At 51.5% G+C, this 14,970-nt stretch carries 16 protein-coding genes; 10 read left to right on the forward strand and 6 right to left on the reverse strand.

What is annotated here, in order from left to right; all coding sequences use genetic code 11:
* Positions 1-829 precede the first annotated feature (829 nt).
* On the forward strand, positions 830-1,459 hold the full coding sequence (locus IQ254_RS23920; RefSeq protein ID WP_193968667.1) for a hypothetical protein: 630 nt from the start codon (positions 830-832) through the stop codon (positions 1,457-1,459).
* A 181-nt stretch (positions 1,460-1,640) separates the two neighbouring features.
* On the opposite strand, the gene IQ254_RS23925 is transcribed toward IQ254_RS23920, so the two are convergent.
* Positions 1,641-2,519, reverse strand: coding sequence for a LysR family transcriptional regulator (locus IQ254_RS23925; protein WP_193968668.1), 879 nt, complete (start codon positions 2,517-2,519; stop codon positions 1,641-1,643).
* 119 nt (positions 2,520-2,638) lie between these two features.
* Here IQ254_RS23925 and IQ254_RS23930 point away from each other — a divergent pair, with 119 nt between their 5' ends.
* A complete protein-coding gene (locus tag IQ254_RS23930; RefSeq protein ID WP_193968679.1) occupies positions 2,639-4,039 on the forward strand; it encodes a beta-propeller fold lactonase family protein in 1,401 nt (466 codons plus the stop codon).
* A 255-nt stretch (positions 4,040-4,294) separates the two neighbouring features.
* Here the strand turns inward: IQ254_RS23930 and IQ254_RS23935 are convergent, their stop codons facing one another.
* The 4 genes from IQ254_RS23935 to IQ254_RS23950 all read right to left on the reverse strand — a co-directional run bounded on the left by IQ254_RS23935 (position 4,295) and on the right by IQ254_RS23950 (position 6,704).
* The gene (locus tag IQ254_RS23935; RefSeq protein ID WP_193968669.1) at positions 4,295-4,948 is read right to left on the reverse strand and encodes an FMN-dependent NADH-azoreductase; all 654 of its coding nucleotides are present in this window, start codon (positions 4,946-4,948) and stop codon (positions 4,295-4,297) included.
* Positions 4,949-4,985: 37 nt separating this feature from the next.
* Positions 4,986-5,648, reverse strand: a complete 663-nt coding sequence (locus IQ254_RS23940) for a glutathione S-transferase family protein (RefSeq protein ID WP_193968670.1) — start codon at positions 5,646-5,648, stop codon at positions 4,986-4,988.
* A 35-nt stretch (positions 5,649-5,683) separates the two neighbouring features.
* The gene (locus tag IQ254_RS23945; protein WP_193968680.1) at positions 5,684-6,208 is read right to left on the reverse strand and encodes a VOC family protein; all 525 of its coding nucleotides are present in this window, start codon (positions 6,206-6,208) and stop codon (positions 5,684-5,686) included.
* A gap of 118 nt (positions 6,209-6,326) precedes the next feature.
* On the reverse strand, positions 6,327-6,704 hold the full coding sequence (locus tag IQ254_RS23950; RefSeq protein ID WP_193968671.1) for a hypothetical protein: 378 nt from the start codon (positions 6,702-6,704) through the stop codon (positions 6,327-6,329).
* 310 nt (positions 6,705-7,014) lie between these two features.
* Here IQ254_RS23950 and gcvA point away from each other — a divergent pair, with 310 nt between their 5' ends.
* From gcvA to IQ254_RS23970, 4 genes are all read left to right on the forward strand, one after another.
* The gene (gene gcvA / locus IQ254_RS23955; RefSeq protein ID WP_313887548.1) at positions 7,015-7,932 is read left to right on the forward strand and encodes a transcriptional regulator GcvA; all 918 of its coding nucleotides are present in this window, start codon (positions 7,015-7,017) and stop codon (positions 7,930-7,932) included.
* Positions 7,933-8,197: 265 nt separating this feature from the next.
* Entirely contained in the window at positions 8,198-8,434 is a 237-nt protein-coding gene (locus IQ254_RS23960; protein ID WP_193968672.1) for a CopG family transcriptional regulator, read from the forward strand.
* On the forward strand, positions 8,434-8,772 hold the full coding sequence (locus IQ254_RS23965; protein WP_228041036.1) for a type II toxin-antitoxin system PemK/MazF family toxin: 339 nt from the start codon (positions 8,434-8,436) through the stop codon (positions 8,770-8,772). Before IQ254_RS23960 ends, IQ254_RS23965 begins: the two co-directional genes overlap by 1 nt.
* 241 nt (positions 8,773-9,013) lie before the next feature.
* Complete coding sequence (locus IQ254_RS23970; RefSeq protein ID WP_193968674.1) at positions 9,014-9,868, forward strand: pentapeptide repeat-containing protein; 855 nt, start codon at positions 9,014-9,016, stop codon at positions 9,866-9,868.
* 208 nt (positions 9,869-10,076) lie between these two features.
* On the opposite strand, the gene ltrA is transcribed toward IQ254_RS23970, so the two are convergent.
* Positions 10,077-11,441: a group II intron reverse transcriptase/maturase gene (ltrA, locus tag IQ254_RS23975; RefSeq protein WP_228041037.1), complete on the reverse strand. Its 1,365-nt coding sequence runs from the start codon at positions 11,439-11,441 to the stop codon at positions 10,077-10,079.
* Positions 11,442-12,198: 757 nt separating this feature from the next.
* Between ltrA and IQ254_RS23980 the strand changes: the two genes are divergently transcribed.
* From IQ254_RS23980 to IQ254_RS23995, 4 genes are all read left to right on the forward strand, one after another.
* Positions 12,199-12,423, forward strand: a complete 225-nt coding sequence (locus IQ254_RS23980; RefSeq protein ID WP_193968675.1) for a DUF433 domain-containing protein — start codon at positions 12,199-12,201, stop codon at positions 12,421-12,423.
* On the forward strand, positions 12,407-12,733 hold the full coding sequence (locus IQ254_RS23985) for a DUF5615 family PIN-like protein (RefSeq protein ID WP_193968676.1): 327 nt from the start codon (positions 12,407-12,409) through the stop codon (positions 12,731-12,733). Before IQ254_RS23980 ends, IQ254_RS23985 begins: the two co-directional genes overlap by 17 nt.
* Positions 12,734-12,967: 234 nt before the next feature.
* Complete coding sequence (locus tag IQ254_RS23990) at positions 12,968-13,399, forward strand: DUF29 domain-containing protein (RefSeq protein WP_193968677.1); 432 nt, start codon at positions 12,968-12,970, stop codon at positions 13,397-13,399.
* Positions 13,400-13,509: 110 nt separating this feature from the next.
* Entirely contained in the window at positions 13,510-14,925 is a 1,416-nt protein-coding gene (locus IQ254_RS23995) for a hypothetical protein (RefSeq protein WP_193968678.1), read from the forward strand.
* Positions 14,926-14,970: the final 45 nt, after the last annotated feature.

A 14,970-nucleotide genomic window follows, 5' to 3' on the forward strand; every position in this document is an offset into this window, starting at 1 on the left:
CTGAGCCTCTCGAAGTTCGCTCAACGTCCGATCTTCTTCCTCGGTTAGTATGATGCGTAGTGGGGCGGGCATTTTGGGGCACTCTAGCTACCCCGCTATCTTACATTTAATTTCAACCGCCTACTTATCAGCAGACGAGGTTAAGCGTCCAACAAGCTGAGAGCCAAACTCGGTAAGAGGGCTAGGGCAAGGTGGCTAGGGATAATGGAAATGAATCCTTGATGAGGCTTCGTTAATTTAGGTGCTCGCAATGGCTGATACGAGCATGTTGGGGCACATGGGAATTGGCAGCGTCTAAATGCCGGTTGAGAACACCCCGCCCCCGGAGTAAAGAGGAGTCCTAAGGCAACCACATCTCCACCCCGTGCGGAACGAGGAAACCCCGATAGAGTCCTGACTCTGCCTTCAGATTCAGGTAAGCGATGGGCAACCAAAGCTTAACCCTCTAGTGGGTACAGGATGTCCCAAGACGCGAATGCTGCCAGCCGAAAGGCACCCGGAATCCATAACGGGACAGATAGGGCTAGTGCCTAACCCGAAAGGGTGCAGACGTGGGACAGGTGATAGTCTTGACTGCAGGTGATATGAGACTTAACTGGCGGGAAAAGTTAGGTACAGGCTTCGGTTTGTAAACGTAACCGTCAGGACAATCCGTAAGGGTTGTTAAGAATCGAGGACACTGAATCTCAAGACGTTGCTTGAGCCGTGTACGGTGAAAGTCGTATGCACGGTTCTGAGGGGAGGGAGGGGGCTATGTACAAAACCTCCTCCTTTACCCGACTGCCGTGCGGAACTTGGTCGAATGTGGTAGCTTTCAGATGGGTGGCATATGGGAACCGACATTTGTTTGTATGCCGAGATCAAGAGGAAAGATAGTTGGCACCTTTTGCTCGAATCGGAAGAAAACTCTCGATACTATCCAGAAGGAAAGCTAAACACACAATTGCTAAAGCCTGTTGAGCTATATGCTAGCCGTAATTGCGATTTATTCAGCATCCTTGCCGATGTAAGCAACCCAAACGGGCACACGCTTGACAATCAAAAATTTGAGGTTATTTCCCCTCCTCGTGGTTTGCCAGAGGATTTAAGCCCAGAACTTCGCGATTTGCTGAAAGAGTGGGAGTTTGGAGATGGCAAGGATAGCGGCGTTTCAGGTCCAAGTTGGCTACTGTTATCAGAAGTCCTGCGATTTGACTGGCACGGCAAAGTTATGCGTTACGAGGCTATGGTAGATGCACGCGCAGCCCATCTTTTTAATGAGAATGAGCCGTTTCCATTTCGTCAGTGGCCTAAAGACATTCCAACAAGTTACAGCGTAGTCATGAGAGATGGCGTTATTGTTCGATGGACCGCCACATACGCTGACGCAGTTGAAACAGATTTCTTTGAAATGCTGGAAAATTTGAAACAGTATGGAGATCCTTCACAAATCCGGTTGGTATTTTGGTTCGATCATTGAACTGCGGCTCAACAACAGGCTAACAATCCGCTTGCACACCGACCGTATTGAGTTGGTTGGTTGAGAGCGAAGGTTACTAGCGACGGGTGAAACAGAACGTTGGGCTGCTTAAGTCACGGGTTAACTCGTATTTGCAACTTGTTTCAGCAAGACTTTTAGGTCATCCTAAGTTGATGATGTACTAAAGTTGTTCCTGCATAATTTTTAAGAACTCCCGTAATGTTGAGCTAGCAGAGCTTTGCCGCCAGGCTGCTGCAAATTTTAGGCGAATTGGGCAATTTTCCAGGGGTTTACAAACTACTTCATTGCCAACCAAAAACTGCAAATTTTCAGGGGCAAACGTAATCCCTAAGCCTGCGACAACCAGACAGATTCGCGTTTGTAAAGAGATAGATTCTTTGACAATCTTAGGTTGAAATCCTGCTGCTTGACAAATTTGGATAAACCCATCGTAGAGATTAGGACCCTCTTTGCGAGGATGGATAATAAACGATTCGTCTGTTAAAGCTTCTGGCACAATCCTTTCGTACTGTAATAATGGATGCTGTTGTGGCAACACAACAACAAAGTTTGCTTCTAGAATTGGGTGCAAATCCAAGCCACGCTGATCAATGGGAGGATGCAAAAAGGCAAGATCGATCTTGTCGTCATTTAATGCCGCAACTTGTGCCTCGGTAGAAAGTTCCAGCATTGTGAGTTCGACATTGGGATGGGTGCGGCGGAAGACCTGTATCAGTTTTGGTAGCACCGTGTGAGTTGCGGTTTCTGTGAACCCGATGGTCAGATGCCCTACCTCGCCATGAGCTGTGCGCCTAGTGAGTTGAACGGCTGCATCTGTCTGGAACAGCAGTTGTTTGGCTTGCTCTAGCAATACTTGTCCAGCACTGGTGAGTTGTACTGTGCGTTTGGTGCGAATGAGTAATATCACACCTATCTCTTTTTCTAACTTGGCAATTTGCTTACTCAAGGCGGGCTGCGTAATGTGTAAGCGATCGGCGGCGCGTCCGAAGTGGAGTTCTTCGGCAACCATAACGAAGTAGCGAAGCTGTTGGAATTCCATTAATAACTCTGAGTTATTAGTTTAGTGTCAGAAATGACTTGGACAATCATGATTACTCCAGCCTACTCTAAGTTAAGGCTCCTTAAGAAAGGTGGAAGGCTGATTCGATGCAGATGATCATGAAACTGATGAAATTGAAGTGGCTCAAGTTTTTGGTCTGGGTAGTGTTGGGGATATTCCTGATACTGACCAGCTATGGTCTATTGCAACTGATTGAACCCGTGGGAATTGCACCCGTCGCTCAATCAGATCAACCCCCTAATTTCCGTGGACGTGCTTTACTGGTTGCTTCTGATGCTGATATGGTGGCAACTGCCTATGCCGATGCTCAACTGCATCGCGTCGCTGGCATTGAAGATACGCTTACCCTTGTGGAACTGCCGCTTGATGCTACGAAACCTGGGGTTATACCCGTCCAAGTTTCTAATTCGGTGATGTCGTGGCCCCAAAATATTGCCGTCTCTCCCAGTAAGCAGTGGGCCTATGTATCGGAGGTGCGATCGCGTCCTGCTGATGGAATTCAAGCATTTGAATCGATTGACCAGATGCCGCCGGGTGAGCGAATTACCGTCGTAAATATCGCCAATCTGCAACAGCCAAAGGTTCTACAAACTGTGGTCGTGGGAAGAAATCCAAAAACGCTGAGTATCAGTCCCGATGGTAAATTTTTAGCAGTGACTTCAGAAGAGCCAGATCGGGAATTGGCAATTTTCCAGATTCAGCCCGATGGAACCTTGGGAGAACGCGATAACTTTGCGATCGCCAAAGACTTTTCTCGCTCAGCAGTTCCAGGATCGGTTGTCTGGCACCCTTCTGGACGCTTTCTGGCAATCACTACCACCAGTGATGGTTCTGAGGGTTCATACAACTCTTTCGTTGCCTTCTACAATGTGATTCAGAACAACAGCGGTATTCGACTGGAACTTTACGATCGCCCCCTGGTTGTGGGGAATCATCTCAGTAATGGACGTTTTAGCGCAGATGGACAGTTTTTTCTGGTGCCCGATCTAAAGTGGCGGATGTATGGACTGCGGGCATTGAACTATTTGTTAAACCCCAAAGGTGAAATGATCTCAATTCGCTTTGCTCCTGAAACTAGCGAGCCTCCGGCTGTCGTTTCGAGAACTGAAGTAGGACTTGGCTCTGAAGGATTTGCGCTGAGTCCTGATAACACACTCGTTGTTACCGTAAACCTGCGCCGCACTTATCTCAGCACTTTGCCTCCAGTCTGGCGCGGCAAACCTTACAGCTCCCTATCGCTAGTCAAGTTTGACCGCACATCTGGACAACTGACAACGGTTAGCGAGTATGGCTTTGAGGGACTCTTGCCGGAACAAGTAGCCTTTGACGCAACTGGAAAATCATTGGCAGTAGTGATCTATCACCATCGTGAAGCTAACCCAAAAACGGGCGCGATCGAATTCTGGAACGTAATTTCAGGGAACCATCCACGACTGGAGCGTTCGAGTTATAAAATCGATGTCGTGCGGGGCGCTCATGATATTGTAGTTGTTCCATAGGTTTCCACATGGGCAACATCGCGGAATGTAATACATCAGTGGCATGAGAGGACTAGCAGCCCAACAATCCTGCTGCACCGGAACGAATCTAAGCTACTGTTGCGTTGCAAAGGTTATCTGCGTCCGGTGAGCAAGGTCGTTAGCTGGCTCCGCTCGGTGAATTTGCACTTATCCCGCCAGTTGCTCACTTGTCCGAAAGCATTCAGAAGATAATCTGATGCTTCTGTTGCCCAAATCCTTTAAGGGGATCCATGATCAGATTCCAAGTTTGTGATTTAACTGCTGAACGAGTTTAGGAATAGCTGCGTGTGCTGCTTTTATTGACTGTTGATGGCGATCGCCCCCAAACTCCTGATATTCAACCCGAATAACGTGATGCTCGCTGACCCCCAGCAATCGTGAAGCTGTAACGATTGCCGTATCCAGATGGTTCTGTGCAGCATGTACGCCACCAACCTCAAACCCCCCCTCTCCAGAGGCGGTCAAAATGACCAGAATTTTGCCCGTTTGAATGGGCTCAACCGGCTGTTCTCCCCGCGTTAGATCAAAAGAAAAGGTACGGCCAATGCGAATCACTTGATCGATCCAGGCTTTGAGCGCCGACGGCATGCTGTAGTTGTACATCGGCGTGCCGATGACGATGACGTCGGCGGGCTCTAGCTCTGCTAATAGCTCATCAGATTCTTGCAGGGCCGCAACGTGTTCAGGAGTCCGCTGATCGTCTGGCTTAAAGGCAGCGGCGATCCAATCTTCACTGATCGCAGACGGCGGATTGAGCCCCACATCGCGTTTGAGCCAGGTGTCATGGGGACGGGTCTTTTGCCAGTGCTCCACAAACGCGGTGGTCAGCCCACGACTAAGGGAACGAGTGACGCGAGCACTGGCATCAATTTGCAGAATGGTTTTCATGGTTAGGTGTCCTCATGTTTAGAAGATTGGAGACTTGCTATTTCGCGGTGCCAAACAGAATTGCTTTGGCATCGGCATCCACCTTGACGTTGGCAGCAATAGGTTCACCGATCGCATAAGCCCGTTTTATCGCAGGGCGATCGCCCATCCGCGTCAGCCAATCAGCGATATGGGGAAATTTCGACAGGTCCACCGACAAATCATCCGCTTCTAGCGCCCAGGGATACACTGCCATATCGGCAATACTGTATCCCCCGACGATGTAGTCCTTGTCGTTAAGTTGCTTGTTCAGGACTCCAAGCAGTCGCTCGGTTTCCTTGAAATAGCGGTTCTTGGCGTAGGGAATGTCCAATTCGGCGTATTTAATGAAGTAGTTTGCCTGCCCCATCATGGGGCCGAGGCCGCCCATTTGCCACATCAGCCACTGCACCACCTCGTATCGGGCAGTATCTTTTGGAGGTAAAAACTGCTTTGTTTTTTCAGATAAATAAAGCAGGATAGCGCCAGATTCAAACAGGGTTCTATCGCCATCAACAATGGCAGGCATCCGATTGTTGGGCGAAATTTTGAGGAACTCAGGCCGGAACTGATCGCCTGCCATGATGTTAACGGGTTTAATTCGATAGTCGAGCCCAACTTCTTCAAGAAAAATTAGGGGCTTATAGCCATTGGGAGTGGGCCAAAAATAAAAGTCAAGCATGATTAATGCCCTACGAGCAACTAAAAAACGGTGAGTTAAGAAAGGGGATTAGCTGGAAACCAGGCTTCTGGCTCTGGATATATAAAGTCGGTGGGAAAGCAATAAGTCTCAAAAACTGTTGTAGTTTCGGACTCTGTGTCGAAGAAGGCGAACGCATTTTGCCCCATCCAAATGCCAGATTGAATTAAATGAAATCCCCTAGATTTGAATTCCTGAATGCGTGCTTCCCAGGGTCTGTCATCACAGTTAAAAGCAATGTGATGAATGCCTTCATCATGACGATCTAAAAACTCCTGGAAGATGGTTGAGCCTGACAATGGCTGCATAATCTCCCAAATCACGTTTTTAGCCTTAGCAAAACAGACTTTGATGGCATATTTTGCCGATTTACCACGATAGGTTTGCTCGGCAACAGTGGTTTCGTCAAAAGTGTAGATGCGCCAAGGGCCAATGCCGAGTTTGACCAGCCCTGCCATTGTCCTTTGGTGGTCACGAGTGACAATGCAAATTTCGACAATATCACCGAGAAATGGTTGGGAAAGTTGAAGCGAATTAATCATTGTATTCAAGCAAATTTCATCAGGTTTATGAGAAGTTTTGGACCCAAAATTACTGTGATGGAGCGAGGGATACGTCAGATGGGCGCTCGCACCAAACCCCTCGCTTCATCACAGGCAACTAGCGATTCAGTTCACCTTCAAAGCGCAGCACTCCAAGGCCAGTGCCGTAGTTCACTGCGCCCCAGCTTTTAAAGGAGCCGGTCAAACCTGCGAATCTTCCACTCGCTTCAACCACAGTGTATTCAGTTTGGGCGAGGTAAAAATCGCCTTCAACAGGAGTTTGGATCAGTTTGTCTTGGGTATTGACATAGCTGCCATCATCAGCGGTGAAATAGTGGCGCAGGTCATAGCGGATCTTGCCATCGGGCAATTGCTCAGAACCGACAACCTTGGCATAAACACCACCGTCAAAAGTGCCGGTCATCGCTACCGAAAAGCTAGTTTCGTCGATCGCCCGGAAGTTTGCGGTACCGCCAATGGTGAGTGAATTAGACATGGGTTTACTCCTTAAAATGTGAATTTGGGTCAGTGAAAAGTGAGCCAGCAGCGGTCTTTTCCGAGCCTCAGTTTCAAAATTGGGCAGAGGTTCCCGCTCGACGATGGCACCATCGCCGCCTGGGAGGCTGACCAATTTGAGAAAGACTGAAAGGCAATCCTGAGAAAACTGAAAATTGAGAAAAACTCAGCTTTCCTTAGTGTTTCGGATGTGTTTCCTCTACCTTGATTAAAAGATAGCAAGGGCCTCAAGGAATATGCAAAGTTAATTTACTCAAGCTAAGATGAGGAAAATTCATCTATATTGAGGCGTGAAGACAGTCCTGATGCGAGAGCTCTGTTCCCTTAATGCGTTGCAAGTGTTCGAGGCGGTAGCGCGACATCTCAGCTTTCAAAAAGCAGCAGATGAACTGGATGTCACCTCGACAGCGGTGAGTCACCAAATCAAGTTGCTAGAAAAAGAGTTGGGGGTGTTGCTCTTTCGGCGGCGTCCCCGCCCGTTGGCGCTGACCACTGCTGGAGAGCGGCTTTTTCCCTCCGTTCAAGAGAGTTTGGACATGCTGGCGGCCGCGATCGCCCGCCTGAAGCAAACCAACACCCCAACCGACCTTACTGTGAGTGTGCTGAATGTCTTTGCGGCCAAATGGCTCGTGCCGCGCTTACCTGACTTTCAGCAGCGGTACCCGGACATCGATGTTCGATTGCAAACATCCCATACAGCCGTCGATTTGCAGGCCCGCACAGTGGACATGGCGATTCGCTATGGCCAAGGGGATTATCCCGGATTGCAGGTGCATCGCCTGATGACGGATGAATTTACTCCGGTCTGTAGTCCGAGGTTGCTGTCCGATGGGCAGTCATTGTCTACGCCAGCAGATTTGGCCCATCATTCCCTAATTCATTTTGAGTGGCTGAACTATGGCTCCGAGGCTCCCAGTTGGGAAAACTGGTTGACGCTAGCAGGGCTCAACGACATCGACCCAAACAAAGGATTGAAATTTGACGACGAAAGTTTGGCGATTCAAGCGGCGATCGCGGGACAAGGAATCGCCTTATGCAGCAGCATCCATGTCTATGACGATTTTGCAATGGGCTTCTTAATCAAGCTATTTGAAATGGCGTTACCGGGTTTGACCTACTCAGTCGTCCATCTCAAAATGCATCCAAAAGAGGATCTGATTCTTAAGTTTGTGGCTTGGTTAACGGAACAAGCACAAACTTTGAATTAACATACCTGCGTGCCGATATGGTGCTGCTATTGATCGCATTTTTATTTTCCAGATACAGCCAGCTAACTTTGCGTTGGTGCGGACGGAACAGAAGCTGTCAATAAAAGTTCAAGGTTATCTACCGCCGCATAGCTTCACCGTTGGCTCCGTTTTTTTGCTTGGGACGTACAGAAGAGCTATCTGCTGGTATCTGAGTGTGTTAGTTCTTGCAGTCCTGGTATAACTGAGGTATAACCAAGGGGTAGAGCTTTAAGCTAAAGGCATCATGAAAACTGCAATTTCGCTTCCAGATCCAGTTTTTGAACAGGCAGAAGCACTTGCTCGGCAGTTAGGGGTGTCGCGCAGTGAGCTTTACACAAAAGCGTTGCAGGCATATTTGAAAAGGTACAACCGTGATCAAATTTTGCTTAAATTGAACCAAGTTTACGCTAGAGAGTCCTCTGAACTCGATCCAGTGATGGCAAGGATGCAGTTTATGTCTTCGCCTCACGAGGATTGGTGATGCATCGGGGAGAAATTTGGTGGGCAAACTTACCCGACCCAGCCGGTTCAGAACCAGGATATCGCCGTCCCATCTTGGTGATTCAGAATGACACTTTTACCCAGAGCCGGATTAGCACAGTTATCGTCGTCATGATCACTTCAAACATTCAGTTGGCGGAAGCACCGGGCAATGTACTATTGCCTCGCGGAGTATCGGGTTTGTCAAGAGAATCCGTTGCAAATGTCTCTCAAATTTTCACGCTTGATAAGACGTTTTTAGTTGAACGTATTGGTTCGCTACCAGACTATCTACAGGAGGAAATAGACGAGGGTTTACGAACAGTTTTATATCTCTAGAAACGCCAGCTAACAACCCCGCTGACCCGGAACCAAACCAAGTTGTCGCTGAGATGCAAAGGGGATCTGCGTCCGGTGAGTGGGAACGTTAGGCATGATAGGGGAATCAACCTGCTGCCTGGAACATGCCAAGGGGTGCCTGCTCACCTTGGCATAAATAGGGTGTTTAAGCGTATATAAAGATTAGAGCTCTCCCCAATCAGGGACGTAATAATGGGCTCAGCGTTGAGAGAGTTTCAAGATGGGGGAGCGATTCAAGCAGTGGCCGTCAAAAAGACAGATCTATAAGTGGGGGGTGATTGGAGCGATCGCCACGCCAGTCTTTCTCTGGATGGTGTGGTGGCTTTGGTTACTTCCTGAGCGTAGACTTCATCCAAATAGCGATCGCCTATCCCACGGCGAAAGAGCAACCCTCGCTGATCCCCATCGTGAAACCCCGACCAGCGATCTTGGCGTGATCGCGGCGGTTGCTGGTGGAGTCTTACTGTTGCTCAATTCCCGCAGGGCCAAAAGCAATGCAGAGACCCCAGACCTCAGCGGGGCCGACTTCGGCGGGGCCGACCTCAACGGGGTTGACTTCGGCGGGGTTGACCTCAATGGGACCAACTTCAGCGGGGCCAACCTCAGCGGGGCCGACCTCAGTGAGGCCAACCTCAATGGGGCTAACCTCATCAATGCCAACCTCAACGGTGCCAACCTCAGCGGTGCGGGGCTTAGGCATGCCAACCTCAGCGGCGCTGACCTTAGGTATGCCAACCTCAGCGGCGCTGACCTTAGGTATGCCAACCTCAGCGGTGCTGACCTCAACTGCACCCTATTGAGCGATGCCAACCTGAGCGATGCTAATCTCAGCGGTGCCTTGTTATTTTTTATCAATTCACGAGAAGTTCTAAATCTTGAACCGTTTCAATTATTAAAGGCGAAACCTTCGCCTTTCCTATGTAATATTGCCCTGCCGGCTTATTCCCACCAACCAGCTGTGAATCCCAATCGCGACTGCGATTGCATTCCTCAACTATTGAGCGCCCGCTATGATATTCCCCTTGAAGAGGCTCAAGGGATAGTCGATGAAGCTCGACAACATCAATGGGACTAGCCAACATCGATGCCTTTGGCCCTGACCAGATGCGGTACGCTTTCGGGTATGTGCCGTCATCGGCAATGGCATGGTTGGTCGGGAGGTTTTTCTACTGCTTCACGCATCACCACGTCTAAGACGATGCCTAATCGGGATAGGGAGAATCCTCACGAATCCCCCCTCCCACACCACCCATCGTGCGGCTCCGCAATGGGCGGTTCTCAACCTAACTGCTAGATGAATTGGCAGACTTCTCATCGTACCCCTGGGCTTTCATCCAGAGGTCACGAATCGAGAGCAATCCCTGTTGTGCTAACCACTCATTGGTCATCCCCGTCTGCGTCGCCAAGGTCCGCGACAACCGCCAATAGCCCTTCCGACTTAAGCCCGTCGAGAAGGCATGTTGTCTCGGGGTTCCCAGCTTGAGCAGGTTGCCAATGCGCGTCCTCGGTCTGCGCCACTGTTTCCAGTAACACATCCGGATTCGACGCCTTAGCCACCCATCTAACTCAGGAATTGGCCCATAGCGTTGGGAAATCCTAAAGTAGCCCATCCAACCCCGCAGATAGAGGCTGATCCGCTTTAGCCGGTATTCCATCGACACGCGCCATCGCCGCGACGTTAACCCCCGCAACCGGTGCTTGAAGTCTTGGAAGGCTCGTTCTGACCAAACAATACGGATTCCCTGGAACGTAAAGCCCAAGTACTCCAATTGCTCAATCCGACAGACCCGACTTTTCTGCGGATTCACCTTTAGTCGTAGCACCTGGGTCAGATAGCGAGTCACGCTCGCCATCACCCGCTGTCCCGCACGCGGTGTTTTGACCAGAATAACCAGGTCGTCCACATAGCGGGCAAAACAGTGTCCCCGACGCTCCAACTCCTGGTCGAGGTCATCCAGCAGGATGTTAGCGAGCAACGGCGACAGGGGAGAGCCTTGCGGTGTTCCCCACTCCGTTGTCTGAACCACGCCCTCGACCATTACCCCGGCTCGCAGGTATCGACCTATCAAGGCTAGCAAGGTCTTATCCCGCACCTTGCGGGCGACCCTCGCCATCAGAACATCGTGGTTCACGGTGTCGAAGAACTTTTCCATGTCCAAATCCACCACCACCCGATATCCTTGCTTGACGTAGTCCTTCACCTGTTTAATCGCGCCGTGGGCACTGCGTTTGGGGCGACAGCCAAAGCTAAACTCGGAAAACTCCGGGTCAAACATTGGCGTCAGCACTTGTGAGATGGCTTGTTGAATTACCCGGTCTAGGACTGTGGGCACGCCCAACAAGCGCTCGCCCTTCCCCCCTGGCTTGGGGATGACGACCCGTCGCACAGGAGCGGGGCGGTAACTGCCATCTTGTAAGGATTGGCGAATCTCGGCCCAGTGAAGTCGGGCGTAGGCCGCAAAGTCGTCCAGCACCATCCCGTCTATGCCGGGGGCACCCTGATTGGACTTCACTTGCTTCCACGCTCGGTGCAGATTCTCTGAGGCCAGTACTCGCTCCATCAGATTCGTCTCTAAGGCTGGCGGCATGCTTCCACGCCAGTCCGGTTCTCCCCCAGACGGGTTCATCAAATCGGCTGAGTTTGTCATGGCTCCTCCTTGGTTTTGGTTAAGTTCGGCCCTTCACCTTGTCTGGCCCATTACAGGCCAGCGTTTGGCTACTATGGCCTCGGCTGACTTCTGCCCCCGGCGTCGGTTGTTGCCAAACACTGGGCCGCCCTTGGTGCCTTAGGGTTCTGTGGCGTCCTGGCCGTTTCCCGCCAGACCTCAGTCAGACTCCCATAGCGCTCTAGACTGCCAAAAGGGCAGACCTCCCCAGATAAGACCGTGAACTGTCAATGCGCCACCGCGTCATTTACCGTATCCCCTGAACCAAAAGGCTTCGTTGTGTTGTGCCAACTCGCCCCAGGAACTCGGCCTTCTATGACGTTTCTGTTCGTCGGCCCGCATCTTTGCCGCTGGCTTCCTTCAGACCCTTCCTCACGGAAACGCCCTTGCCTTAAGCTAGTGGTTGTCCATCTCTCGACTCCTATGACTTTCGAGCATTTGGATGGCTGGTTCTCCCACAGGGGACTTTCACCCCATTAGTTCACGCCCATGCTGGGCGTACACAATCCTGGTGCAGCGGACTGGCTTGATTCTCATCGGTTCTTGAATGAAGGTAATCACAGCCGCTGACCAGGAACGTTGTGCTGCTTAGTCCTCAGTGATGACCGTGCCGGAAGCGCATCTGTTCGTAATGTCAGGCTTGAGAGCCGCATTGGCATTAGGCAATCGCCTCTGACAGGCGTTTTGAGCAGAAATTGTAGGCTAAGATCAAAGAGATTCCTGCTATTGGATAGCTGATATGACAACCGCAGCGTCTGTGATTCATAGTGACCCTGACATCCTGGGAGGAACCCCTGTTTTTGTTGGAACTCGTGTGCCAGTGAAAACGTTACTCGATTATCTCGAAGCAGGTGATCCACTCAATGAATTCTTAGATCATTTTCCAAGTGTTCGTCGTGAGCAAGCGATCGCAGCTCTTGAGTTAGCAAAGGAAATGCTGACAGCTTATGCGAATCCTGCTTGATGAATGCGTCCCACGACCTCTCAAGCGTGAACTGGCTGATTACGAGATACGCACAGTTGTTGAGATGGGGTGGTCAGGCAAAAAGAATGGTGAGTTATTGGGACTCATGAGTCAAGAAGGTTTTACGATTCTACTCACCACAGATCAGAATTTGCGATATCAGCAGAACTTACAGCAAGCTGGAGTGGCAGTCATTGTTCTTGTAGCACGCAGTAATCGATTACCAGATTTAGTGCCTTTGATACCTGATGTTCGTAGTGTATTGAGCACAATTGCACCGGGGCAAGTCATCGAAGCCGGAGGCTCCTAATAATCACCTAAGCGTGCAGCACAACAACCCCAACGCAGCGGACGGACGAGAGCCACTGGTGCTAAGTTCTAGGTTATCTGCCGCCGCCGGTTGGGAACGTTAGCTGGTCTATTTTTTGAATGGGACATAATTGTGCTGTTGCCTACAGGCCAATATTTGGAATGCAATCTACGCATCGAGCGCTATTATCAAGAGATTAGAGCCTATAGCTTTATATTACTTTGACACCAAATCGTGAGTGAGACAGACTTAGCAGACTTTAATAGGTGGGTTGCCCAAACAGCTCAGTTGTTGCGCGAGGGCCGCTGGCATGAGATTGATGTAGCGCATCTCATTGAAGAGGTTGAGGATTTGGGTAAGAGCGAGCGGCGAGGGATTGCTAGCCAGCTAACTCGCCTTCTACTGCATCTGCTCAAATGGCAATATCAACCTCAGCGTCGCTCAGATAGTTGGCTAGATTCCATTACTGATGCGCGTACCCAGATTGAGTTGGCCATTGAAGATAGTCCCAGCCTGAGAAGTTATCCCGCAGAAAAGCTGGAAGAGAGTTATCAACGCGCACGTCGCCAAGCCGCCAAGCAAACTCGTATAGAAATCTCGGCATTTCCAGATGTCTGTCCATATTCTCTAGATCTAGTAGTGGCGGAAGATTGGTTGCCCGACTGATAGCTCACCCCAGGGCGATCGCGGGCTTGAAGTTTCAGTTTTGGTAACCGACCCGGTAAACCCCCTCAGACTGCGTAGGTTAGGGCCATAGAGCTGAGAGGAGCCTGAACATGATCCGCAACCTGAGCCATTGGTTACCCCTGGGTGTAGTCGCCGCTAGCAGTGCTTTGCCCATCGCCCTGGGCGGCGGCATAGCCCTCGGACAAATTGGCCCTGGGCTTGAGGTCGGCGAGCCTGACGCTCCCGCACAGACTTCAGTACCAGAGCCATCCCCGATGCCGCCGATTGTGCAGCGCCACCACTACAACCGCTATCGCCAGGTGATTGAGCGCACCCAGGCCATGATCTCTGACCCCATCGCCCGTCAACTGGCCGAATCGCTTGACCTCAACGTGCTCAACGTTACCTGGGAAGACACCGGGCGCTTCTATGGCTCATCGGTTGGCCCCAACATCAGCGATATGACCATTCAGGTGCAGCAGCAAGACCCCGACAGTGGCGACTATCAACTCCACCTGATGCCCGTGATTCGCCATCCCAATTTTGCAGATATCAGCGCCGACATTCCCCTGGAAGATTTCTTTGTGCTGGTGGGCAATGAGGCGGGCGAAGACTTGCGACGGGTGCCGCTAAACGAGGTACTGGGCGACCTGCGGGGCTATTTGCACGAGCCTGACTCCTGGCCGGGGCGGGTGCGATCGCTCCTCGCCCCCCGCCGCGACAGCCACGTCCTCGTCAGCGCCCAGGCCTGCTTTTTACCCATTCCCCAGGAGGGGCTAGCCACCTTTAACCCGGTGCTGTTTAACTACCAGTCGCGACCCGGCGACCCGGCGGTGCTGACGCTGTTGGCCACCCGCGAGGGCACCAGCGCTACCGTGATCGACAACCAGCGCGACGGCTTTGAGGCCGGGCAAACCTGGGGCCAGCGATTGTTCTTCAACAAAAATGGCGAACGGGCCAGCCTCACCGGTCAGCGTCTGAGCGACTTTCAGACCGATCAACCAACGGGCCAGACCGAAAACCCAGATAGCCCCCGCCCCGGTGGCGAAGCCGTCGAGGAAAACAGTGAAGGGCTCAACCTGGTGCTGCTGATTCAGGTGCCGCTGAAGCAGCGCAACGTTCGACAGAACTGGTCAATGATGGACGAGGAAGCGGCCCTGGCCCCGGCGGCCCCGCAAGCCAGTCGCGTCGGCAGCGATGTGGAAGCGGCGGTGATCGGCCACGGCGCGGTAGAAGGCCCCTTTACCGAAATTGACGGCATGGCCATCGAGCGCGACCCCGACTACCCAATTCGGGTGACGGTGCAGTTTTACAAGGCCACCAGCAACGGCGTGGTGTCGGAAGCCGACATGGTCGAGATTCGCCAGCAGATCGATCGCGTCTATGCCGATGCTGACTACGTGGGCAGCCTGGTGGTCGATGGCCCCAGCGATCGCCCCACCGAGCACGATGGCCCCAAAGACGAGCCTGCTGATTGGTGGCAGCGGTTTTGGTGGTTTCAGCGCGGTGGTGAGGAGGAGGGTTAATACCGTCTCGCCGTGGCAGTGTTACGCATTGGGGCAGGGGAGAGG

This window comes from Nodosilinea sp. LEGE 07088 (genome assembly GCF_015207395.1).
Lineage (GTDB): Bacteria > Cyanobacteriota > Cyanobacteriia > Phormidesmidales > Phormidesmidaceae > Nodosilinea.